Genomic DNA, 22960 nt, shown 5'->3' with positions numbered 1-22960 from the left:
TCAATGCATGACGATACGGTTCCCGACGAGGTGCCGCCGCGCAAGCGCCGCAAGGGCATCTACATCCTGCCGAACCTGTTCACGCTCGCAGCGTTGTTCGGCGGTTTCTATTCGGTCGTGATGGCCATGAACGCGCGCTTCGACCTCGCGGCGCTCGGCGTGTTCGCCGCGATGATTCTCGACAGCCTCGACGGGCGCGTGGCCCGCATGACCAACACGCAGAGCGCGTTCGGCGAGCAGATGGATTCGCTGTCCGACATGGTGTCGTTCGGCGCCGCGCCGGCGCTCATCGCCTACGAGTGGTCGCTCAAGGGGCTGGGCCGCTGGGGCTGGATCGCGGCCTTTGTGTACTGCGCCTGCGCGGCACTGCGTCTCGCGCGTTTCAACGTCAACACCGGCGTGGTCGACAAGCGCTGGTTCCAGGGCCTGCCGTCGCCGGCGGCCGCGGCCCTCGTGGCGGGCTTCATCTGGCTCGTGGACGAATGGGGCAAGCGTGGCGGCGAGGTGCTGTACCTGTCGTGGACGCAGATCACCTGGGTCACCTTCGCGTTCACGCTGTATGCGGGCCTCACGATGGTCACCAACGCGCCGTTCTACAGCTTCAAGGACATCCAGATGAAGAAGAGCGTGCCCTTCGCCGCGATCGTTCTGATCGCGCTGGGCATCGCGGTCATCAACATCCATCCGCCGACCGTGCTGTTCGGCCTGTTCGTCATCTACGGCCTGAGCGGCTATGTGGTCTATGCGTGGCGCAAGGCCAAGGGCCAGCCGGTGAGCGTGATCAGCACCTCGACCGAAGAGCCCGACGAGCGGGGGCTGCACAACTGAGATTCGCGGGCCTTCACAGGCCCGCGGAGGCTGTGCTACATTCGCAACCCTCATGACCAAGATTTCGCTGCTGGCCCTACTAGCCCTCCCTCACGGGCGGAGACGGTAGCGCACGCGCTAATCCCTCACCACGGCCCGTTCGCACCAGCAACGGGCCGTTTGTTTTTGGGGTTGCTGGTTGAATTCCAACCACTCAGAGAAATCGACATGCTCAAGCAACCTCAAAGCAAATACCGCGCATTCGCCCCGATCGGCCTCAAGGACCGTACCTGGCCCGATGCCGTGCTGACCAAGGCGCCCATCTGGCTGTCGACGGACCTGCGTGACGGCAACCAGGCGCTGGTCGAGCCGATGGACATCGCGCGCAAGATGCGCATGTTCGAAACCCTCGTGGCCATCGGCTTCAAGGAAATCGAAGTCGGCTTTCCCTCGGCGTCGCAGGTCGAATTCGACTTCGTGCGCAAGCTCATCGAGGAAGACCGCATTCCCGACGACGTGACGATCCAGGTGTTGACGCAGGCACGCGACCACCTCATCGCCCGCACCTTCGAAGCCTTGCAAGGCGTGCCGCGCGCCATCGTGCACCTCTACAACGCCGTGGCGCCCGTCATGCGCCGCGTGGTGCTCGGCATGGACGAAGACCAGATCGTCGAGCTCGCCAGCACCCATGCGCGCATGTTCAACGAATTCGCCGCCAAGCAGCCGAACACGCAGTGGACCTTCCAGTACTCGCCCGAAATGTTCTCGGGCACCGACGTCGTGTTCTCCAAGCGCGTGGTCGACTCGGTCACCGAAGTGTGGGCGCCGACGCCGCAGCGCAAGTGCATCGTCAACCTGCCGACCACGGTCGAGCATTCCACGCCGAACATCTTCGCGGACATGATCGAATGGATGCACCGCAACCTCGCGCGCCGCGACTCGATCGTGCTGTGCGTGCACCCGCACAACGACCGCGGCACCGGCACCGCGGCAGGCGAGCTGGCCTTGATGGCCGGCGCCGAGCGCATCGAAGGCTGCCTCTTCGGCAACGGCGAACGCACCGGCAACCTCGACCTCGTGAACGTTGCGCTCAACCTCTACACGCAAGGCGTGTCGCCCGAACTCGACTTCTCCAACATCGACGAGATCCGCGCCACGGTGGAGCACTGCAATCAGATTCCCGTGCACCCGCGCCACCCGTACGTGGGCGACCTGGTCTACACCTCGTTCTCGGGCTCGCACCAGGACGCGATCAAGAAGGCTTTCGCCGCACGCAAGGAAGGCGACATCTGGGACATGCCGTACCTCCCGATCGACCCGAAGGACGTGGGCCGCAGCTACGAAGCCGTGATCCGCGTGAACAGCCAGTCGGGCAAGGGCGGCATGGCCTACCTGCTCGAAAGCGAATACGGCATCGAGATGCCGCGCCGCCTGCAGATGGAGTTCATGCAGACCGTGCAGCGCGTGATGGACGTCGCCGGCAAGGAACTCACCGCCGCCGACCTCTGGCAGCTGTTCGTGCGCGAGTACGGCATCGAGACCGCGCAGTCGCTGCAGCACCGCGTGATCGAGGAAGAAGGCGAGGGCGCCGAAGCCTCCGTCATGCTGCGCGGCGACCTGCCATGGGACGGTGAAGTGCGCGCCATCGAAGGCCGCGGCAACGGCCCCATCGATGCCTTCACGCAGGCGCTGAGCAAGGCCACCGGCCACACGGTGCGCGTGATGGACTACCACCAGCACGCCATCGGCGCCGGCGCCGATGCGAAGTCGGTGGCCTACCTCGAACTGCGCGTCGACGAAAGCCAGACGCTGTTCGGCGTGGGCATCGATGCGAACGTGATCACGGCGTCGCTGAAGGCCATCGTTTCGGGCGTGCAGCGCGCAAGAGGCCGCGGCGCGCACAGCGCACAATCGGCGGTTGAAGCCGCCTGACGCTGCAGCGCTCGCTTGAGCCGGATGCGCAAGGTGGGAACGAACAAAGGAGATCCACGATGACCGACCAACTCATTATTTTCGACACCACCTTGCGCGACGGCGAACAGTCGCCCGGCGCCTCGATGACGCGCGACGAAAAGATGCGCATCGCCAAGCTGCTGGAGCGGCTGAAGGTCGACGTCATCGAAGCCGGCTTTCCCGCCAGCTCGAACGGCGACTTCGAGGCCGTGAAGGCCATTGCCAATGCGATCAAGGATTCGACGGTGTGCGGCCTTTCGCGCGCCAACGACCGCGACATCGCGCGTGCCGCCGAAGCCCTGAAGGGTGCGGCCCGCGGACGCATCCACACCTTCATTGCGACCTCGCCGCTTCACATGGAAAAGAAGCTGCGCATGTCGCCCGACGAAGTGCACGAGCAGGCAAAGCTCGCCGTGCGCTTTGCGCGCAACCAGCTGGGCGACGTCGAATTCAGCCCCGAAGACGGCTACCGCAGCGACCCGGATTTCCTGTGCCGCGTGCTCGAGAGCGTCATCAACGAGGGCGCCACCACCATCAACGTGCCCGACACCGTGGGCTACGCCGTTCCCGAGCTCTACGGGAACTTCATCAAGATGCTGCGCGAGCGCATTCCCAACAGCGACAAGGCGATCTGGTCGGTGCATTGCCACAACGACCTTGGCATGGCCGTGGCCAATTCGCTGGCCGGCGTGAAGATCGGCGGCGCGCGCCAGGTGGAGTGCACCATCAACGGCCTGGGCGAGCGTGCCGGCAACTGCTCGCTCGAGGAAGTGGTCATGGCGGTGAAGACCCGCAGGGACTACTTCGGGCTCGACCTCAACATCGACACACAGCACATCCTGGCCGCGAGCCGCATGGTGAGCCAGACCACCGGCTTCGTCGTGCAGCCGAACAAGGCGGTGGTGGGCGCCAATGCCTTCGCGCATGCCTCCGGCATCCACCAGGACGGCGTGCTCAAGGCGCGCGACACCTACGAGATCATGCGTGCCGAGGACGTGGGCTGGGCCGCCAACAAGATCGTGCTGGGCAAGCTCAGCGGCCGAAATGCCTTCAAGCAGCGCCTGCTCGAGCTTGGCGTGACAATGGACAGCGAGGGCGAGATCAATGCCGCCTTCCTCCGCTTCAAGGAACTCGCGGACCGAAAGTCCGAAATATTCGACGAAGACATCCTCGCGCTCGTCAGCGCGGAAGAGGTGTCGAACGTTGGTGAGCAGTTTGCTTTCGTCTCTCTCTCCCAACACAGCGAAACCGGCGAACGTCCCCAGGCGAAAGTCGTCTTCACGGTCCAAGGCAAGGAAGTCACGGGCGAATCCGACGGGAACGGCCCGGTCGATGCTTCCCTGAAGGCGATCGAGTCCCACGTCAAGAGCGGCGCTGAGATGGTTCTTTACTCTGTAAATGCCATCAGCGGCTCGACGGAAAGCCAGGGAGAAGTTACAGTCCGGTTACAAAACGCAGGGCGGGTGGTGAACGGTGTGGGTGCAGACCCAGACATCGTGGTTGCTTCGGCAAAGGCTTATTTGAGTGCCCTCAATAAGTTACAGAGCCAAGCTGAGAGAGTTGCGGCACAGGGTTAGGTTATCGGGCGTTCCTTGGTATTCGATTGAAGAAGGGGATGCAAGTAACTGATATTGCGTGCCTTTTTTGATTTCGATACACTGCGGTCCTCGTTTGTCGCCGCTGGAGATTTATTAATGCCTGAAGCCCGTCTCCGCCGAGTTTCCAGCCAGCGGTTCCTACCCGCATTCCGATTCCTCGCCGTCGCGCTGTGCGCCACGGCGTTTTTGCTGCCTGGCGCCCAGGCCGCGAAGAAAGAAAAGCCCGCTGCCACCAAGACCGCCGTCGCCAAGAAGGCGAAGGGTCCCGTGCCGGTCGAAGTCAAGCGCAGCGCGTCGTCCAAGACGGCACGCGCCGGCCGGGCCGAAAAGCCCGAAAAAGCCGAGAAGGTCGTTCGTGGTGGCCGCAACGTGGTTGCGACCTTGCACAAGAAGAACGGCAAGACCGTGGTGGCCGTGCAGCGCCGCTCGGTGGTGCGCGTCGAAACCCCGCCGCGCCAGTCCTTCGGCCAGATGGCCGGCCTGCATGGCACCGAAGATGTGCTCGACCTGAAGTCGAGCGTCGCCCTGGTCATCGACCAGGACACGCACGAAGTGCTGTTCAGCAAGAACGACCATGCGGTGCTGCCCATCGCGTCGCTCACCAAGCTCATGACCGGCCTGCTCATCAGCGAGGCGCATCTGCCCAATGAAGAGCTGATCACCATCACGCAGGACGACGTCGACACCGAAAAGCGCAGCAGCTCGCGCCTGACGGTCGGCACCACGCTGTCGCGCGGCGAACTGCTGCACCTGGCGCTGATGTCGAGCGAAAACCGCGCAGCGCACGCGCTGGGCCGCACCTACCCGGGTGGCCTGTCGACCTTCGTGAGCATCATGAACGCCAAGGCCAAGATGCTCGGCATGAAGGACACGCGCTACGTCGAGCCCACGGGCCTGTCGAGCCGCAACCAGTCGAGCGCGCAAGACCTGGCGCTGCTGGTCAATGCCGCGTATGCCGACGCCACGGTGCGCTCGCTGTCCACCTCGCCTGAATACCAGGTCGAAGTCGGCAACCGCATGCTGCAGTTCAACACCACCAACCGCCTCGTGAAGAGCCCGGATTGGGAAATTGGCGTGCAGAAGACCGGCTACATCTCCGAAGCCGGCCAATGCCTCGTGCTGCAGGCCCGCGTGGCCGGCCGCAAGCTGATCATGGTGTTCCTGGATTCGGCAGGCAAGTTCAGTCGCATCGCCGATGCGGAACGCGTGCGCCGCTGGGTCGAGGCGACGCATGCCGCCGGTTCGCCGGCCGCGTCGCGCAACATCGCGGCTTATCAGGCCGGCTGATTCAGAGTCTCGGAGTCGACCGACCCGCAACGAAAAACAGGCCCTTCTCAGGGCCTGTTTGCTTTTCGGGGCAGGGCGCGAGCGCCAGCGACTCAGGCGCCCGTGGCAGATGCGCTGGATGCCCCAGTGCCCGGCGCAGGCGTTGCAGCCATGCCGTCCTTGAACCCCAGCGCCCCCGAGATTTCATTCGCCGTCGCCTGCAGCTTGGGCAGCCAGCCTTCGTCGAGACGGTCGGCCGGTGCCGAGATCGACAGGCCGGCCACCAGCTTGCCCTGGTCGTCGTAGATGCCGGCGGCCATGCAGCGCACGCCCAGTTCCAGCTCTTCGTTGTCGCGTGCGATGCCGTACTGGCGCGCCTTCGACAGCTCGCGCTCGAGCGCGGGCAGTTGCGTGATGCTGTTGCGCGTATGGCCGGCCAGGCCGGTGCGCGTGGCGTAGCTGCGCACCCGTTGCGGGTCGTCCGCCGCCAGGAACAGCTTGCCGGTGGAGGTCAGGTGCAGCGCGGCGCGCCCGCCGATGGCGCGAACCACCTGCATGCCCGAGCGTTCGCTGTACGAACGCTCGATGTACACGATCTCGTCGCCCTGGCGCATGCTCAGGTTGACGGGTTGCTGGGTGAGCTTGTGCAGCTCGCGCATGGGGCCCAGCGCGGCGTCGCGCACGTTGAGCCGACCCTTCACCAGGTTGCCGAGCTCCAGCAGGCGCATGCCCAGCCGGTAGCTGCCGGCCTCGGGCCGGTCGACGAAGCGGCCGACCGCCAGGTCATTGAGGATGCGATGGGTGGTGGACGGGTGGAGTCCGGTCTTTTCGCTGATCTCCTTCAGCGAAATCGCCTCTTCGCGGGATGCCAGCACGTCGATCAGCGCGAACATGCGCTCGATCACCTGGATCACGGGAACGGCGGGAATGTCTGATTGGTTTTTTCTCATGGCGCTCTGCGGTGAAGACCGGGCGCCATTTTACCTTGTGAAATCAGTTGATGCCTGCCAATGTCCATCCACCAGCACTTCGTGCGGGGAGAAGCGGGCCTTGTAGTTCATCTTCGGGCTGTGTTCGATCCAGTAGCCGAGGTAGACGTGCGGCAGGCCCAGCTTGCGCGCCTGCTCGATCTGCCAGAGCACGCTGTAGGTGCCGTACCCGTTGGACGTCGTCGCCGCGCTGGACACTTCGTGTTCTTGCTGCCCCCCCTGGGGGCCATTCGCTTGCCTGGCGCTGCCCGGCGCGGCGCGGGTGTCCGGCTCGTAGAAGGTATAGACCGCCGAGATGCCGTCGTTCAGCACGTCGAGGATCGACACCATCTTCAGCGCGCCCGCGCTGCCGTCGGGCAGCGTTTCGCGGAACTCGACCAGCCGCGAATTCACGCGGCTCTGCAGCAGGAACTGCGTGTACTGGTCGATGCTGTCGTGGTCCATGCCGCCGCCCGCGTGGCGGCCGTTCTGGTAGCGCAGATAGAGCTGGTAGTGCTCGGGCATGAAGCACAGCTTGAGCACGCGCGCCTGCAGGTCGGCATGCTGCTTGAGTGCGCGCCGCTGGCTGCGGTTGGGGTGGAAGCTGTTGGCCAGCACCCGCAGCGGAATGCAGGCGCGGCAGCCGTCGCAGTAGGGCCGGTAGGTGAACATGCCGCTGCGCCGGAAGCCGCTGAGCACCAGGTCGGAATAGGCGTCGTTGTGGATCAGGTGGCTGGGCGTGGCCACCTGCGAGCGGGCCTGGCGATCCGGCAGGTAACTGCAAGGATAGGGCGCCGTCGCGTAGAACTGCAGGGTGTGAAGCGGAAGGTCCTTGAGGTGCGTCACGTCGTCACATCGGGAGAATGAGGTCGCGCGGAAAGGATGTCGGCCCAGTATACGGGCTCGAATCGCCACCGTGGGCCCTCCAGTTGTCGCGCGGCAGCCACGTGCGCGACGAAGCGTTTGCGCGCCATTTCGCGCGCGCCCAGGCTCGCGAGGTGGGCCGTGTTCTGCTGGCAGTCGATCATCTGCACGCCGGAATGGCGGCACAGCGACACCAACGCCGCCAGCGCGATCTTCGAGGCATCGGGCCGGCGCGTGAACATCGACTCGCCGAACACGGCGCGGCCCAGCGCCACGCAGTAGAGGCCGCCCGCCAGCTCGCCGTCGATCCAGGTCTCGACGCTGTGCGCGAAGCCGGCGCGATGCAAATGCGTATAGGCCTTCACCATGTCCGGCACGATCCAGGTGCCCGACTGGCCCACGCGCGGCGAGCGCGAGCAGGCCTCGATGACGGCCTCGAAACCATGGTCGATGCGCACCTCGCACCCCGGCGTTTCCGCAAATCGGATCAAGGTCTTGCGCAGCGAGCGGTGCAGCTTGAAGTCGGCCACCCGCAGCACCATGCGCGGGTCCGGGCTCCACCACAGGATCGGCTGGTCCTCGCTGAACCACGGAAAGACGCAGTTGCTGTAGGCCTGCATCAAAGTATCGACGTCGAGTGCACCGCCGGCGGCAAGAAGTCCGGGCACGGGGTCGGCCATGCCCCATGCGGATGCGGGGTCGGGAAGGGCGTCTCCGGGTTCGAGCCAAGGCAGTTGTCGCATGGATGCAGGTATACACGGCTTCCCGAGAAACTGAATCCGGTTGCGGGAAAATTGCGTATGTCCCGGGTCCGTCCAACCGACAGTCCCCGGGGCACTGCAACCGTTGGCACGACACACCCACAAGACCCGTCGAAGACCATATAGTGCACAGCTTGCGTTCGCAGTACCACAGCGGATCCGGCAGGCATGCATGCTTTGCGCGGGGACCAGCACAAGAGGACCACGTTGACCACTGAACCCAATCCCACCCGCTTTGGCAGCGGCCAGGCGGTGCGCCGCCTGGAGGACGAAAGCCTGCTGTCGGGCGCCGGACGCTACACCGACGACGTCACGCTCCCCCACCAGGCGCACCTCGTTTTCCTTCGTTCTTCCTACCCGCACGCGCGCATCGTGTCGATCGACACCAGCGCTGCCGCGGCCATGCCCGGCGTGCTGCGCGTGATCACCGGCGCCGAGATGGTCGAGGCGGGCGTGCAGCCCATGCCGGGCGCCGCGGGCTTCAAGCGCGCCGACGGCAGCGACAGCGCCAGCCCGCCGCGCCGCGCCATTGCGCACGAGCGCACGCGCTTCGTGGGCGAGGCGGTGGCCGCCGTGGTGGCCGACACCGTGCAGCAGGCGCGCGATGCGGCCGAGGCCATCATGGTCGACTACGAAGACCTGCCGATGGTGGTCGACCTGGCCAGCGCCACGGCCGACGGCGCGCCGCAGCTGTGCGAGGAAGCCACCGGCAACATCGCCGCCGAGATGCGCCATGGCAGCAGCGACGCCGCCACCGCGGCCTTCGCCAAGGCCAGCCATGTGGTCGCGCTCGACGTGAACAACCAGCGCGTGGTCGCCCTGACGATCGAGCCGCGCTCCGTGCTCGCCGCGAACGACGCCGAAAGCGGCCGCCTCACGATCCGCATGAGCACGCAGATGCCCTCGGGCGTTCGCGACTCCGTCTGCGCGGCCATCGGCCTGGCCAAGGACAAGGTCCGCGTGGTGGTGGGCGACGTCGGCGGCGGCTTCGGCATGAAGACCGGCGCCTACCCCGAAGACATCGCGGTCGCCTTCGCCGCGCTGCAGGTCGACCGGCCCGTGAAGTGGGTGGCCGACCGCAGCGAAGAGTTTCTCTCCAGCGCGCACGGCCGCGACATCGAGGCCCGCGCCGAGATGGCGCTCGACGCCAGCGGCAAGATCCTCGCGCTGCGCATCAAGACGCTCGCCAACGTCGGCGCCTACGCCACCGGCACCGGCGTCGCGATCCAGCTGCTGATCGGGCCCTGGGTGCAGACCAGCGTCTACGACATCCAGACCATCGACTTCCATTTCAAGGCGGTGCTCACCAACACCGCCCCCACCGGCGCCTATCGCGGCGCGGGGCGCCCCGAGGCCATCTTCACCATCGAGCGACTGATGGACGAGGCCGCGCGCCAGACCGGCATCGACCGCATCGTGCTGCGCCGGCGCAACTTCATCCGCCCCGACCAGATGCCGTACCAGAACCCGATGGCGCAGACCTACGACACCGGCAACTTCGAGTCGGTGATGGACCAGGCCCTGGCGCTGGCCGACTGGCAGGGCTTCGACGGCCGCGCGGCCGAGTCGGCGCGCAACGGCCGCCAGCGCGGCCTGGGCATTGCCACTTTCCTCGAATGGACCGGCGGCAACGTGTTCGAAGAGCGCGTCACGGTCTCGGTGCAGGCCGACGGCGTGATCGAGGTGTTCTCCGCCGTCAACGCCATGGGGCAGGGCATTGCCACCTCGCTGGCGCAGCTGGCGGTCGATGCCTTCGGCGTGCCCATCGACAAGGTGCGCGTGGTGCTCGGCGACACCGACCGCGGCGACGGCTTCGGCAGCGCCGGTTCGCGCTCGCTGTTCACCGGCGGCTCGGCCGTGCGCGTCGGGGCGGAGCGCACCATCGACAAGGCCCGCGAACTCGCGGCGCAGGAGTTCGAAGCCGCGCTCGACGACATCACCTACAGCCGCGGCGTCTTCACCGTGGCCGGCACCGACCTCGAGCTCGACCTGTTCACGCTGGCCGGCAAGCAGCCCGACCGCGAGATCTTCGTCGACTCCACCAGCACCGTGGCCGGCCCCACCTGGCCCAACGGCTGCCACATCTGCGAGATCGAGATCGATCCGCCCACGGGCGAGATCAGCGTGGTGGCCTACAGCTCGGTGAACGACGTGGGCCGCGTGATCAACCCGATGATCGTGCGCGGCCAGCTCGAAGGCGGCGCGGTGCAGGGCATCGGGCAGGCGCTGTACGAGCAGGTGGTGTACGACAACGAAACCGGCCAGCCCGTCACCGGCAGCCTGATGGACTACGCCGCGCCGCGCGCCGACATCGTCGACACCATGTTCAACATGGAAATGGACGAATCGACGCCCTGCAAGAACAACCCGCTGGGCGTGAAGGGCGTGGGCGAGCTCGGCACCATCGGCGCCACGCCGGCCATCGTCAACGCGGTGGCCGACGCCTTCGCGCGCAACGGCCTCGCCACGCGCGCGCCGCGCCTGCACATGCCGCTGAGCCCGGCGCGCGTGTGGCAGGCCATGCAGACCGTCGACTGACGCCGCACCGGAAGGTGCCGCTCGAAGGGCGAAAGCCATGCTCGTCACCACCGAACTGCAGACCGACCCCATCCGCGTCGCCAGCTACCGCTGCGACGCGGGGCCCGACGCGCAGCCCTTCACCGAGCTGCACGAGAGCTACTCGGTGTCCTACGTGCGCAAGGGCAGCTTCGGCTACCGCACGCGCGGCCAGGCCTATGAACTCGTTGCAGGCTCGGTGCTCGTGGGCCACCCGGGCGACGAGTACATGTGCACGCACGACCACCATGTGTGCGGCGACGAATGCCTGGCCTTCCACCTGTCGCCCGGCTTCGTCGAGCTGATCGGCGGCGACCGGAAGACCTGGCGCACCGGCGGCCTGCCGCCCCTGGCCGAGCTCGTGGTCATCGGTGAACTCGCGCAGGCCGCGGCCGATGGGCAGGGCGATGCCGGGCTCGACGAACTGGGCATGTGGTTCGCGAGCCGTTTCGTCGAGGTCGTCTCCGGCGGCAAGAAGGCCGCCAGGCCATCGGATGCCGCGCCGCGCGACCGCCGCCGCGCGGTCGACGCCGCCATGTGGATCGACGCGCATTCGCAGCGCGACATCGGCCTGGAAGGCGCCGCCGCCGAGACCGGGCTGAGCGCCTTTCATTTCCTGCGCCTGTTCTCGCAGGTGCTGGGCGTCACGCCGCACCAGTACCTCGTGCGCTCGCGCCTTCGGCATGCCGCGCGGTTGCTGGCCGACGACGCGGGCCGCCCCGTCACCGACGTGGCGCTCGACGTGGGCTTTGCCGACCTCAGCAACTTCGTGCGCACCTTCCACCGCGCGGCGGGCGTGTCGCCGAGCGGCTTTCGCAAGGCCGCGCGCGGCGACCGCAAGATTTTCCAAGACCGGATCGCCGCACTTTTCGATGATGGCCGCCTGATCCACCCATCGAGCAGGAAGCCATCATGTACGACCACATCGGACTGAAAGTCAAAGACCTCTGCGCGAGCCGCCGCTTCTACGAAGCCGCGCTCGCACCGCTGGGCCACGTGCCGGGCTCCCACGACGACAGCTACGCCGGCATCGGGCCGGCCGACGCGCCCGCGCTGTGGCTCTACGCGGCGAAAGATGCAAAAGATGCGAACGGCCCGGGCACCCACGTCGCCTTTCGCGCGCCGAACCACGAGGCCGTGGCCGCGTTCCACCAGGCGGGCCTGAAGGCCGGCGGCACCGACAACGGCGGCGCGGGCCCGCGGCCGGACTACAGCCCGACCTACTACGCCGCCTTCCTGATCGACCCCGACGGCAACAACGTCGAGGCGGTCTGCCTTTGATGCGCGCCACGCTTTGACACGAGGTTCACCATGGCCACGATCTACAAGGAATTCATCGTCGAAGCGGATGCGGCCCACGTGTGGGACGCGCTGCGCGATTTCAACGCGGTGCACACCCGGCTCGCACCGGGCTTCCTGACCGCCTGCACCATCGACGCCGAAGGCGGGCGCGTTCTGACCTTCGCCAACGGGCTCGTCGCGCGCGAGATGCTGGTCGGCCTCGACGACGCGCATCGCCGCCTGGCCTACACCGTCACCGGCGGCAAGGCCGCGCACCACCACGCCACGGCGCAGGTGTTCGAAGAGGGCGCGGGCCGCTCGCGCTTCGTCTGGATCACCGACGTGCTGCCCGACGCCATGGCGGCCTACATCGAGCCGATGATGGCGCAGGGCGGCGCGGCGATGAAGGCCGCGCTCGAGGGGCGCGCGGCCCCCGCGGCGGCACCGGCGGGCGCTGTCTAGCTGCCTGGAAGGCTAGAAGTCTTCCAGCGGCAACCCGACGTAGTTCTCCGCCAGCGAGGTGGAGGCTGCGTGCGAGTGCACCAGGTAGTCGAGCTCGGCTTCCTGGATCTTCTGGCCGAAGGCGCCCGTCTCGGGGAAGCGGTGCATCAGCGAGGTGAACCACCACGAGAAGCGCTCGGCCTTCCACACGCGGCGCAGGCACAGGTCGGAATAGCGGTCCAGCGCCGAGGCCGACTTTTCCGCGTAGAAGATCTCGAGCGCGCGCGACAGGTAACCCACGTCGGCCGTGGCCAGGTTCAGCCCCTTGGCGCCGGTCGGCGGCACGATGTGCGCCGCGTCGCCGGCCAGGAACAGCGCGCCGAAGCGCATCGGCTCGGCCACGAAGCTGCGCAGCGGCGCAATGCTCTTCTCCAGCGACGGCCCGGTCACCAGCCGCTCGCGCGCCTCGGGGTCGAGCCGCGCGCGCAGCTCGTTCCAGAAGGCCTCGTCGCTCCAGTTTTCCACACGCTCTTCGGTCGGCACCTGCACGTAGTAGCGGCTGCGCGTGGCGCTGCGCATGCTGCACAGCGCAAAGCCGCGCTCGGTGTTGGCGTAGATCAGTTCGTGCGACACCGGCGGCACGTCGGCCAGCACGCCGAGCCAGCCGAAGGGGTAGACCTTCTCGTAGGTCTGGATCGCGTCGGCCGGCACGCTCGCGCGGCTCACGCCGTGGTAGCCGTCGCAGCCGGCGATGAAGTCGCATTCGAGCTCGTGCGTCTGGCCGTCCTTCTCGTAGCGCACGCGCGGCTTGGCCGAGTCGAAGTCGTGCAGGCTCACGTTGGCCGCGCTGTAGATGGTGGTGAGCCCTTCGGCCGTGCGCGCTTCCATCAGGTCGCGCGTCACCTCGGTCTGGCCGTACACCGTCACCTGCTTGCCGCCCGTGAGGCCGTGCATGTCGATGCGGTGGCGCGCGCCCTTGAACAGCAGCTCGATGCCCTCGTGCGGCAGGCCCTCGGCCTTGGCGCGGGCGTCGACGCCGGCACGCGCCAGCAGGTCCATCGTGACCTGTTCGAGCACGCCGGCGCGGATGCGCCCCAGCACGTAGTCGCCGCTCTGGCGTTCGACGATGACGTTGTCGATACCGGCCTTGTGCAGAAGCTGCCCGAGCAGAAGGCCGGCGGGGCCGCCGCCGATGATCGCGACCTGGGTGCGCATGTTCGTCATGTTCGTTGTCTCCGGGAGGGTTTTGCGCAGCGTAGGGCGCACTCGGGCCCCTGTGGGGGCGGCACCGGAGGCTCTGTGCGATCATGCGAACGCGTGCGCGATCATCGCGCAACACTTCGTCTGATCGACCCGACCCCCGCCGAATGACCATCGCCAGAGCCGATTTCATCGAGGGCATCGCCAAGGGAATGGCGGTGCTCGAAAGCTTCGACACCGAGCGCCAGCGCCTGAACGCCACGCTGGCCGCCGAGCGTGCCGGCCTCACGCGGGCGGCCGCGCGGCGCCACCTGCTGACGCTGGCGCACCTGGGCTACCTGGAAACCGACGGCAGCTATTTCTGGATGGCGCCCAAGGTGCTGCGCTTCTCGGGCAGCTACCTGGCGTCGTCCCGGCTGCCGCGCGCGCTGCAGCCCACGCTGAACCGGCTGGCGGCGCAAACGGGCGAGTCGTACTCGGCCGTGGTGCTCGACGGCGAAGAGGTGGTCATCGTCGCGCGCAGCGGCAGCTACGGTACGCCCACGCGCGTGCTGGCCTACGGCCTGCACCTGGGCGCGCGGCTGCCGGCGCATGCCACCTCCACGGGCCGTGTGCTGCTGGCCGCGATGGCGCCCACCCAGTTCACGCAGTGGCTCAAGGGTCGGCACCTGGCCCGCCTCACGCCGCAGACGGTCACGCTGGCGCGCGGCCTGCGCCAGCAGGTTGCCCGCGCGCGCAAGGACGACTATTGTTTTGCCAGCGAGGAGCACGAGCTCGGCGTGCAGGCGCTGGCGGTGCCGCTGCGCGACATGCAGGGGCACACGGTGGCCGCGCTCAACGTGGTGCTGTCGGGCACGCGCTACCAGGAGGAGGCGCTGCAGCGCGACATGCTGCCGCTGCTGTTCGAAGCCGCGCGCGAAGTGCGTTCCCTGCTCTGACCCGCCCTGATCTGAACTTTCGCCGCACCGCACGCCTCGAATCCCCGAAACGGACACAACCATGCGACTCCTGCTTCTGGAAGACGACGTGATGATCGGCGAGGCCGTGCTCGACCTGCTGCGCGCCGAGCAATACGCCGTCGACTGGGTGAAAGACGGCGAGGCCGCCGAGTCGGCCCTGCGCACCCAGCAATACGACCTGGTCATGCTCGACCTGGGCGTGCCGCGGCGCGACGGCCTCGAGGTGCTGCGCAACCTGCGCGCGCGCAAGCAGCGCATGCCCGTGCTCATCGCCACCGCGCGCGACTCGGTGCAGCAGCGCATCGAAGGGCTGGACGCCGGCGCCGACGACTACGTGCTCAAGCCCTACGACCTCGACGAGCTGCTGGCGCGCATCCGCGCCTTGCTGCGCCGCGCGGCGGGGCGCGCGGAACCGGTGTACGAGCACATGGGCGTGAGCATCAACCCGGCCACGCGCGAGGTCACGGTGGCCGGCCAGCCGGTGGTGCTGTCGGCACGCGAGTGGGCCGTGCTGGAGCCGCTGCTGGCGCGGCCCGGCATGGTGCTGTCGCGCGCCCAGCTCGAGGAAAAGCTCTACAGCTGGAAGGACGAGATCAGCAGCAACGCGGTCGAGGTGTACGTGCACGGGCTGCGCAAGAAGCTCGGCGCCGAGCTCATCCGCAACGTGCGCGGCGTCGGCTACATGGTGCCCAAGGCATGAGGCGCAGGCTGACGGGGTCGCTGCGCGCGCGGCTGCTGTGGTTCCTGCTGGCGGCCATCGTGCTGGCGGCGGGCGCGCAGGCGCTGGTGGCCTACCGCACGGTGCTGGCCGAGGCCGACGACATCTTCGACTACCACATGCAGCAGATGGCGCTGTCGCTGCGCGCCGGCCTGCCGCCGAGCGCGGCGGTGGGCGGCATCGGCTCCGGCGAGCAGAACTTCGACTTCGTGGTGCAGGTGTGGACGGCCGAGGGCGTGCGCATCTTCGAGTCGGCGGAAGAGGCCGCGCTGCCGCAGCTCGCGGTGCTGGGCTTTGCCGACGTGCATGCGCGCGGCACCACCTACCGCGTGTTCTCGATGCAGACGCGCGGCCTGGTGATCCAGGTGGCCCAGGACATGGCGGCGCGCCGCCACATGGCCGGCACGCTGGCGCTGCGCACCATTGCGCCGGTGGCGCTGATGGCGCCGCTGCTGATGCTGGTCGTGTGGTGGGTGGTGAGCCGGTCGTTGGCGCCGGTGGCGCGCGTGCGCAAGCAGGTGGCCTCGCGCCAGGCCGACGACCTGTCGCCGGTCAGCGAAGAAGACCTGCCCGAAGAGGTGCGCCCGCTGGTGCAGGAACTCAATCTGCTGTTCGACCGCGTGCGCCATGCCTTCGACGCGCAGAAGCACTTCGTGGCCGACGCGGCGCACGAGCTGCGCTCGCCGCTGGCGGCATTGAAGCTGCAGGTGCAGGGCCTGCAGCGCGCCCCCGACGACGCATCGCGCGAGCTGGCCGTGAGCCGGCTCGTGGCGGGCATCGACCGCGCGACACGGCTGGTCGAGCAGATGCTCGCGCTGGCGCGCCACGAGGCCAGCATGGCGGCCGGTGCGAAGCCCGAAGCGGTTGACCTGTGCGAGGTGGCGCGGCTCGCGGTGTCCGACGCGGTGGCCGCGGCGCAGGCGCGCGGCATCGACATCGGCATCACGCATGCCGATGCCGCGGTGGTCAGCGGCCAGCCCGAGGCGCTGCGCATGCTGCTGCGCAACCTGCTGGAGAACGCGGTGAAGTACACACCCGTCGAGGGCCGTGTCGACATCGGCATCGCGCAGCAGGGCGACGCGGTCGTGCTCAGCGTGGACGACAGCGGTCCGGGCCTGCCGCCCATGGAGCGCGAGCGCGTGCTCGACCGCTTCTACCGCTCCGGCGAGACGCAGGCGCCCGGCAGCGGCCTGGGCCTGGCCATCGTGAAGTCGATCGCCGACCTGCACGGCGCCACGGTGGCGCTCGACACGTCGCCGAGCCTGGGCGGGCTGCGCGTGCTGGTGCGCTTTGCGGTGCGCGCCTGAGTCCTTGAGCCTTTCAGCGATGGCGCGCCGTTTAAGCGGTGCTTAAGCCAGCGCAGCGACATTCCTTTCATCGTGTTTGCGTCCATACGCCTTGAAAGGAACCGACAAATGAACTCCCGTCTGACTTCGCCCCGCGCCCTGGTGATTGCCCTGGCGACCGCGGGTGTGATCGGTGCCGTCGGTGCCGGTGCGTACACCAGCGCCCGTGCCGTGGGCGCCCCGACCACCAACGCCACCGCCACCGCGCCGGCGGCCATGGTCACGCTGCCCGACTTCTCGACCATCACCTCGCGCGACGGCCCGGCCGTGGTCAACATCAGCGTGACCGGCACCATGAAGGCGTCGGACGACGAGGCCGCGGCCGAGGTCCAGGGCATCGACCCCGAAGACCCGATGTTCCAGTTCTTCCGCCGCTTCCAGGGCCAGATGAACCCGCGCGGCCAGCAGCAGCAGCAACGCGACGTGCCGGTGCGCGCGCAGGGCTCGGGCTTCATCGTCGATGCGAACGGCATCATCATCACCAACGCCCACGTCGTGAAGGACGCGAAGGAAGTCACCGTCAAGCTGACCGACCGCCGCGAGTTCCGCGCGAAGGTGCTGGGCGCCGACGCCAAGACCGACATCGCGGTGCTGAAGATCGACGCCAAGAACCTGCCCGTGCTCGCGCTGGGCAACACCAAGGACCTGAAGGTCGGCGAATGGGTGCTGGCCATCGGCTCGCCCTTCGGCTTCGAGAGCACCGTGACGGCCGGCGTGGTGAGCGCCAAGGGCCGCTCGCTGCCCGACGACAGCTACGTGCCCTTCATCCAGACCGACGTGGCGGTGAACCCCGGCAACTCCGGCGGCCCGCTGCTCAACACGCGCGGCGAGGTGGTGGGCATCAACTCGCAGATCTACAGCCGCAGCGGCGGCTACCAGGGCCTGTCGTTCGCGATCCCGATCGACGTGGCGATCCAGGTGAAGAACCAGATCGTCGCGACCGGCAAGGCCACGCACGGACGCCTTGGCGTGGCGGTGCAGGAGGTGAACCAGGCCTTTGCCGATTCGTTCAAGCTCGACAAGCCCGAAGGCGCGCTGGTCTCGAACATCGAGAAGGGCGGCCCCGGCGACAAGGCGGGCCTGAAGGCCGGCGACGTGATCCGCAAGGTCGACGGCCAGGCCATCGTGTCCTCGGGCGACCTGCCCGCGGTGATCGGCCAGCAGGCGCCAGGCAAGAACGTCACGCTCGAGGTGTGGCGCCAGGGCGAGCGCAAGGAACTCCAGGCCAAGCTCGGCGACGCGAGCGACAAGCCGGCCAAGGTCGCGAAGGCCGATGCCGACGTGGGCCAGGGCAAGCTGGGCCTGGCATTGCGCCCGCTGCAGCCGCAGGAAAAGCGCGAAGCCTCGATCGACACCGGCCTGCTGATCGAGGATGCCGCCGGCCCCTCGGCGCAGGCGGGCGTGCAGGCGGGCGATGTGCTGCTGGCCATCAACGGCACGCCGGCGCAAAGCGTGGAGCAGGTGCGCGAGGTGGTCGCGAAGGCGGCCAACAAGTCGGTGGCGCTGCTGATCCAGCGCGGCGAAGACAAGATCTTCGTGCCGGTGCGCATCGGCTGATCCGCACACCGGCCGAGCGAACGCGGTGAGCGAGCGGACCGGCGCCGGCCTCTCGGCGCACATCCTGCCCACGTCGGCCACCATGATCGGCGTGTGCATGACCGTGATGTCGATCGGCCACCTCGGCCCGCGCGACGACATGCGATTGCTGATCGACCGCCTGCTGGCGGTCGACGCGCTGGTCTTCCTGGCCAGCGCGTTGCTGTCTTTCATCTCGATGCGGGCGCGCCGTTCGGGCGCGCGGCTCGAGAGCTGGGGCGAGATGGTCTTCATCGCCGGCCTCGGCCTGTTGGCGCTCGGCGCGGTCACGCTGGCGTTCGCGCTGCGCTGATCCGTTTTTCGCCCCGTTTTCGGCCCGCGTCAGGGCAGGGCGCACGGCCAGTCCAGCCGCACACGCGTTCCGCCGTTCGAATCGTTCGCCGTCTCGATGTGCAGCCGCGCGCCGATCGACTGCGCGCGCGAGCGCATGTTCGAGATGCCGTGCCCCGCGGGCCGGCCGTCGTCGGGCGCCGCGGGCAGGCCGCGCCCGTTGTCGGTGAGCACGATGCGCACCAGCGGCGGCGTGCTGCCGCCGTGCCAGCTGGCATGCATCACGATGCGCGTGGCGCGCGCGTGCTTCAGCACATTGGTGAAGGCTTCGAGCAGGATGCGTTGCAGCTGCAGCGCGGCCTGCGCGGCGAACGGCGCGAGCGCGGGCATCACCGCCACGTCCCACACCAGCTCGATGCCCGCGGCGTCCAGCCGCGGCTGCAGGCGGTAGCGCAGCGTGGCGAGCACGGTGGGCAGGTCGTCGTGCGTGGGCTGCAGCGAATCGACGGCCATGCGCATCTCGTCGAGCGCGAGCTTCACGTGTTCCTCGACCACGCCGCGGTCGGGCGCGGCCTGCGTCACCACGTTGAGCAGGCCCACCAGCTGCGAGCCCACGCCGTCGTGGATCTCCCGCATGATGCGCTGGCGCTCCAGCAGCACGGCCTGCGTCTGCTGCTGCTGGCGCATGGTTTCGAAGGCGGCGCGCAGCTGGTCTTCGCGCTCCGCCACGCGGGCCGCGAGGTTGGCATTGAGCGCGCTGTAGTCGTCCACGGTGCGGCTGTAGCGCTCGACCACCAGGCCCGCCAGGATCATCACGAAGAAGAACATCGCATGCGGCGTGAGCGTGTACTCGGCGCCGCCGAACAGGCCCATGCGCACCAGCAGAAGGTCGTGCGCGCCCGCCAATATGGCCATGGTGCCCGCCGCCATCAGCACCGCCGCGATGCGCCGCTTCGCCACCAGCGCGCCGTGCACCACGTAGGGCAGGCAGACGATGCTGGTCAGCTGCAGGATGACCAGCCCGCCGGTCCACAGCAGCGGCTTCGCGAAGGCGAAGGAGGCGCAGGCCAGCGTGACCGACAGCGCCAGCGCGCCATGAATGGAGCGCACCAGCCACGGCGGATTGCGCTCGAGCACCAGCAGCACGAAGCGCGCGATGAGCCCGATGTGGCAGGCATAGCAGACCGCCACCACCGCGCCCCACAGCGGCCAGGGCACCGGCACGTCGGGCCACACGCGGTCGAGGTTGCGCCCCACGCCCGACAGCGCGGCCAGCGCGAAGCAGCCGTACAGCGCATCGCGCTGGCGCAGCCAGAGCCCGCCGGCCAGCCCGCCCATGAGCAGCAGGCTCACCGCGTAGACGATGGCCGAGGTGTTGCGCCAGTTCTGCTGCGAGCGGTACTGCACCGCGAGCGACGCCTCGGTGCCGTACTGCACGCTGGCCAGCCCTGCGCCGCGCTGCCGCTGGATGGTGGTGCGCACGACCAATGACTGGGCCTGCCCCTCGCGGTGCAGCGCGGCCGCCACGGGCATCAGCAGGTTGCTCTTGGACGCGTCGTGGTCCGGGTTGCCCTGCACGCCGTAGCTGGCGACCAGCGCGCCGTTGAACGACACGGCCACCTGGTTGCCCACGCCCGACATCAGCAGGGCGGCGGGCTCGTCGGGCGGCACGGCCATTGCCGGCAGCGCGATGCGGTACGTGGCCCTGCCGCCGCGGCCCGGAAACTCATGGTCCCAGCGAAACGGCAGTTGCACCCGGCGTTGCTGCGCGGGCAGGCCTTCGGGTTCGAGCGTGGCGTCGGCCGATGCGATGTCGATGGTGCGTGCACTGCTGCTTGTGCCGTTGCTCGCACCGGTGCGTTCGGCGGCTTGCGCCGCGCTGCCTGCCATCAGCAGCGACAACCACAGGCACGCGCACAGCGCGGCGAACAGCAGACACCGCAGGCGCCGGGCGCCGCTGGCGTTCACCCTAAGGAAGCCAGCCGAGGTTGCGTGCTTCGAACACGGCTTCCGATTTGTTGTGCACATCCAGCTTGCCGTAGATATTGCGGATATGGGTTTGAACGGTGGACGCAGAGACTCCCATCTGCACCCCGACTTCCACATAGGTGAAACCACGAGAGACAAGGTCGAGCACCTCGAACTCGCGCGGCGAGAGCCGCTCGGGCGCCACCGCGCTGCTGGGCTTGACGGCGGTGACGACCGCCGCCGCTGCCGTCGCCGCAACAGGCTGCCCCAGCGCGGCGCCCGAATGCGCCTGCCAGCGGCGCAGCAGCTTGCGCGCGATCACCGGCGACATCGGCGAGCCGCCCGCGCGCAGGTGGCGGATGTGGGTGGCCAGGTCGGCCTCGGTGCCGTCCTTCAGCAGGTAGCCGCTGGCGCCGGCTTCGAAGGCCTGCACCATGTTGGCCTCGTCGCCGAAGATCGACAGCACCATCACCGCGCAGGCCGGCTGCATGTTGCGGCACTGGCTGATCACCTGCAGGCCGGGGCGGTCGGGCAGGCCGAGGTCGACCAGCAGCACGTCGACCGGGTTGTCGGCCAGCCAGCCGAGGATGTCGGCGGCGTTCGAGGCGCTGTAGGCCAGGCTCAGCGAGGGGTCGGCGTCGACGACCCGCGCGATGCGCTCGCGCATGCCGGTGTCGTCTTCGACGAGGGCAACCTGTGTCTCCACGGTCATGTGCGCGCGGTTTCTGAAGGGCTGCATGCGGGCATGCAGGACATGAAGGCAGGGCGCATGGCGACGGGATTCCTCGGGCGGTTGCGGGGCGAGATGCAGGGAAAGACGCCTCGCAGGGTAGGGGGCGGTCCTTGCGCTGCCCATCCTATATACGGGGGAGGCGGCTTACGGCTTTCGGTGGCTCGACTTTGAACGGCGTGATGGCAGGGTCGGCGCCCGGCGTGTTGCCTTGCCGAGCCGGGCCGCGACCAGTGCGAGGTGATCTGCCAGCTCGCTCGGTGATTCGAGCTCGAAGTCGTACGGCAGGCAACCCAGCCAAACGGCCAGTGCATCGAGCGAATTGGCGCCGGTTGCGATGCGCGTCGCACCATTGCCGAGGGCCTCCGGCACGCCGCTCACCCAGCCGAGGTAAGCCTCCAGCGTCTCGGGCGTCGCGTGCACCACGACCTGCGCATGGTGCAGGTACGGCGAGACCTGCAGCGCATGTTCCATGTACGAGGCCACGTCGCCGTGCGGCAAGCGGCGCGGCGTGAAGCGTGCGCCCGTGGGCTCGGCGCCGTCGATGCGGTCGAGGCGGAAGGTGCGCCAGTCTTCGCGCGCCATGTCCCATGCGAGCAGGTACCAGCGCTGCCCGGTCTGCACCACGCGGTGCGGCTCGACCGTGCGCTCGGTGGTGGCGTCGTGGTGGTCGCGGTAGCCGAAACGCAGCACGAGCCGCGCGGTGCAGGCGTCGGCCAGAAAGGACACGGCCTTCAGCCGCACCGGCGACTTGCCGCGCATGACCGGCACCACCGACGCGCGCACGCTGTCGAGCCGGCGGCGCAGGCGCGGCGGCATCAGCTGCTCAAGCTTGGCCAGCGCGCGCATCGAAGCGGTCTCGATGTCGCCGGCGGCGTTGGCCGGGTTGCCCAGGCCGAGCGCGACGGCGATGGCCTCTTCGTCTTCCAGCAGCAACGGCGGCAGCGCCGTGCCCGCGCCCAGCCGGTAGCCGCCGGCCACGCCCGAGGTGGAGTCGACGGTGTAGCCGAGGCTGCGCAGCCGGTCGACGTCGCGGCGCAGCGTGCGTTCGGTGATCTCGAGGCGGGCGGCAAGCTCTGCGCCGCTCCAGAAGCGTTGCGCCTGGAACAGCGAGAGCAGCCGGATCAGGCGGGCGGTGGCGGACAGCATGGGCGCATCATGCCTGTCATCGAGGACAGGAACTGTCCGCAATGGGTCGTAGCCTTGGACGTCATCTCAACCACTGGACGAAGACCCATGACGACGAAGACATACAACGGCAGCTGCCACTGCGGCAAGGTTCGCTTTCAGGCCCTGATCGACCTCGCGCAGGGCACGGGCAAATGCAATTGCTCCATCTGCACCAAGGCGCGCGCATGGGGCGCCATCGTGAAGCCGGAGGCGTTCACGCTGCTGTCGGGGGAGAAAGACCTGTCGCTGTACCAGTTCAACACGCACAGCACGGAGCACCTGTTCTGCAGGCACTGCGGCATCCGGCCGTTCGGGCGCGGCAACGTGCCGCAGATCGGCGGGGCGTATGTCAGCGTGAACCTGAGCTGCCTGGACGACGTGACGACCGAGGAGCTGTCGACGGCGCCCGTCCGCTACATGGACGGGCGTCACGACAACTGGTTCGAGCCGCCGGCCGAGACGCGCTACCTCTGAGCGAAGCAGCGCCGACCGGCGATCGTGCGCACCG

General features: G+C 68.3%; 21 protein-coding genes. 14 read left to right on the top strand and 7 right to left on the bottom strand.

Annotation, left to right across the window (positions count from 1 at the left end):
• Positions 1–3: 3 nt before the first annotated feature.
• From pssA to BM013_RS03125, 4 genes are all read left to right on the top strand, one after another.
• Complete coding sequence (pssA, locus tag BM013_RS03140) at positions 4–828, top strand: CDP-diacylglycerol--serine O-phosphatidyltransferase (protein WP_093122643.1); 825 nt, start codon at positions 4–6, stop codon at positions 826–828.
• 207 nt (positions 829–1035) lie between these two features.
• A complete protein-coding gene (gene leuA, locus BM013_RS03135) occupies positions 1036–2739 on the top strand; it encodes a 2-isopropylmalate synthase (RefSeq protein WP_093122640.1) in 1704 nt (567 codons plus the stop codon).
• Positions 2740–2798: 59 nt separating this feature from the next.
• A complete protein-coding gene (locus BM013_RS03130; protein WP_093122637.1) occupies positions 2799–4337 on the top strand; it encodes a 2-isopropylmalate synthase in 1539 nt (512 codons plus the stop codon).
• Between the two features lie 117 nt (positions 4338–4454).
• Complete coding sequence (locus BM013_RS03125) at positions 4455–5645, top strand: serine hydrolase (protein ID WP_093122635.1); 1191 nt, start codon at positions 4455–4457, stop codon at positions 5643–5645.
• 92 nt (positions 5646–5737) lie between these two features.
• On the opposite strand, the gene BM013_RS03120 is transcribed toward BM013_RS03125, so the two are convergent.
• From BM013_RS03120 to aat, 3 genes are read right to left on the bottom strand one after another with little or no spacing between them, the layout of a single operon-like run.
• On the bottom strand, positions 5738–6574 hold the full coding sequence (locus BM013_RS03120; RefSeq protein WP_093122632.1) for an IclR family transcriptional regulator: 837 nt from the start codon (positions 6572–6574) through the stop codon (positions 5738–5740).
• A gap of 30 nt (positions 6575–6604) precedes the next feature.
• Positions 6605–7438, bottom strand: coding sequence for an arginyltransferase (locus tag BM013_RS03115; protein WP_093122630.1), 834 nt, complete (start codon positions 7436–7438; stop codon positions 6605–6607).
• On the bottom strand, positions 7435–8199 hold the full coding sequence (gene aat / locus BM013_RS03110; protein ID WP_093122627.1) for a leucyl/phenylalanyl-tRNA--protein transferase: 765 nt from the start codon (positions 8197–8199) through the stop codon (positions 7435–7437). Before aat ends, BM013_RS03115 begins: the two co-directional genes overlap by 4 nt.
• 225 nt (positions 8200–8424) lie before the next feature.
• Between aat and BM013_RS03105 the strand changes: the two genes are divergently transcribed.
• The 4 genes from BM013_RS03105 to BM013_RS03090 are packed head-to-tail and all read left to right on the top strand — an operon-like array spanning position 8425 to position 12516.
• Positions 8425–10755, top strand: coding sequence for a xanthine dehydrogenase family protein molybdopterin-binding subunit (locus BM013_RS03105; RefSeq protein WP_093122624.1), 2331 nt, complete (start codon positions 8425–8427; stop codon positions 10753–10755).
• Positions 10756–10792: 37 nt separating this feature from the next.
• The gene (locus tag BM013_RS03100; protein WP_093122622.1) at positions 10793–11707 is read left to right on the top strand and encodes an AraC family transcriptional regulator; all 915 of its coding nucleotides are present in this window, start codon (positions 10793–10795) and stop codon (positions 11705–11707) included.
• Entirely contained in the window at positions 11686–12054 is a 369-nt protein-coding gene (locus BM013_RS03095; protein WP_093122620.1) for a VOC family protein, read from the top strand. Before BM013_RS03100 ends, BM013_RS03095 begins: the two co-directional genes overlap by 22 nt.
• Before the next feature lie 30 nt (positions 12055–12084).
• A complete protein-coding gene (locus tag BM013_RS03090; protein WP_093122617.1) occupies positions 12085–12516 on the top strand; it encodes an SRPBCC family protein in 432 nt (143 codons plus the stop codon).
• A gap of 12 nt (positions 12517–12528) precedes the next feature.
• Here BM013_RS03090 and pobA read toward each other — a convergent pair whose 3' ends face one another.
• On the bottom strand, positions 12529–13710 hold the full coding sequence (pobA, locus tag BM013_RS03085) for a 4-hydroxybenzoate 3-monooxygenase (RefSeq protein WP_093123347.1): 1182 nt from the start codon (positions 13708–13710) through the stop codon (positions 12529–12531).
• Positions 13711–13862: 152 nt separating this feature from the next.
• On the opposite strand from pobA, the gene BM013_RS03080 reads away from it, so the two are divergent.
• From BM013_RS03080 to BM013_RS03060, 5 genes are all read left to right on the top strand, one after another.
• The gene (locus BM013_RS03080) at positions 13863–14633 is read left to right on the top strand and encodes an IclR family transcriptional regulator domain-containing protein (RefSeq protein ID WP_093122614.1); all 771 of its coding nucleotides are present in this window, start codon (positions 13863–13865) and stop codon (positions 14631–14633) included.
• A gap of 61 nt (positions 14634–14694) precedes the next feature.
• Positions 14695–15354 carry a response regulator gene (locus BM013_RS03075; protein ID WP_093122612.1) on the top strand — a complete coding sequence of 220 codons (660 nt, stop codon included), beginning with the start codon at positions 14695–14697 and terminating at the stop codon, positions 15352–15354.
• Positions 15351–16679 (top strand): ATP-binding protein, encoded by a 1329-nt coding sequence (locus BM013_RS03070; RefSeq protein WP_093122609.1) that lies wholly within the window; start codon positions 15351–15353, stop codon positions 16677–16679. The genes BM013_RS03075 and BM013_RS03070 overlap by 4 nt, the downstream gene beginning before the upstream one ends.
• Positions 16680–16787: 108 nt before the next feature.
• Positions 16788–18275, top strand: coding sequence for a DegQ family serine endoprotease (locus BM013_RS03065; protein ID WP_093122606.1), 1488 nt, complete (start codon positions 16788–16790; stop codon positions 18273–18275).
• 25 nt (positions 18276–18300) lie between these two features.
• Entirely contained in the window at positions 18301–18606 is a 306-nt protein-coding gene (locus tag BM013_RS03060) for a hypothetical protein (protein WP_256219856.1), read from the top strand.
• A gap of 29 nt (positions 18607–18635) precedes the next feature.
• Here BM013_RS03060 and BM013_RS03055 read toward each other — a convergent pair whose 3' ends face one another.
• The 3 genes from BM013_RS03055 to BM013_RS03045 form a co-directional block, all read right to left on the bottom strand.
• A complete protein-coding gene (locus BM013_RS03055; protein ID WP_256221366.1) occupies positions 18636–20552 on the bottom strand; it encodes a sensor histidine kinase in 1917 nt (638 codons plus the stop codon).
• 1 nt (position 20553) lies between these two features.
• Positions 20554–21264: a response regulator transcription factor gene (locus BM013_RS03050; RefSeq protein WP_093123342.1), complete on the bottom strand. Its 711-nt coding sequence runs from the start codon at positions 21262–21264 to the stop codon at positions 20554–20556.
• Positions 21265–21429: 165 nt separating this feature from the next.
• Positions 21430–22431, bottom strand: coding sequence for a helix-turn-helix transcriptional regulator (locus BM013_RS03045; RefSeq protein ID WP_093122600.1), 1002 nt, complete (start codon positions 22429–22431; stop codon positions 21430–21432).
• An 87-nt stretch (positions 22432–22518) separates the two neighbouring features.
• Between BM013_RS03045 and BM013_RS03040 the strand changes: the two genes are divergently transcribed.
• Complete coding sequence (locus tag BM013_RS03040; protein ID WP_093122597.1) at positions 22519–22926, top strand: GFA family protein; 408 nt, start codon at positions 22519–22521, stop codon at positions 22924–22926.
• Positions 22927–22960: the final 34 nt, after the last annotated feature.

Source organism: Variovorax sp. OK605, from assembly GCF_900115445.1.
Lineage (GTDB): Bacteria > Pseudomonadota > Gammaproteobacteria > Burkholderiales > Burkholderiaceae_C > Variovorax.
The sequence above is the reverse complement of the archived record's forward strand: the minus strand, read 5'-3'. Positions and strand labels throughout refer to the sequence as shown.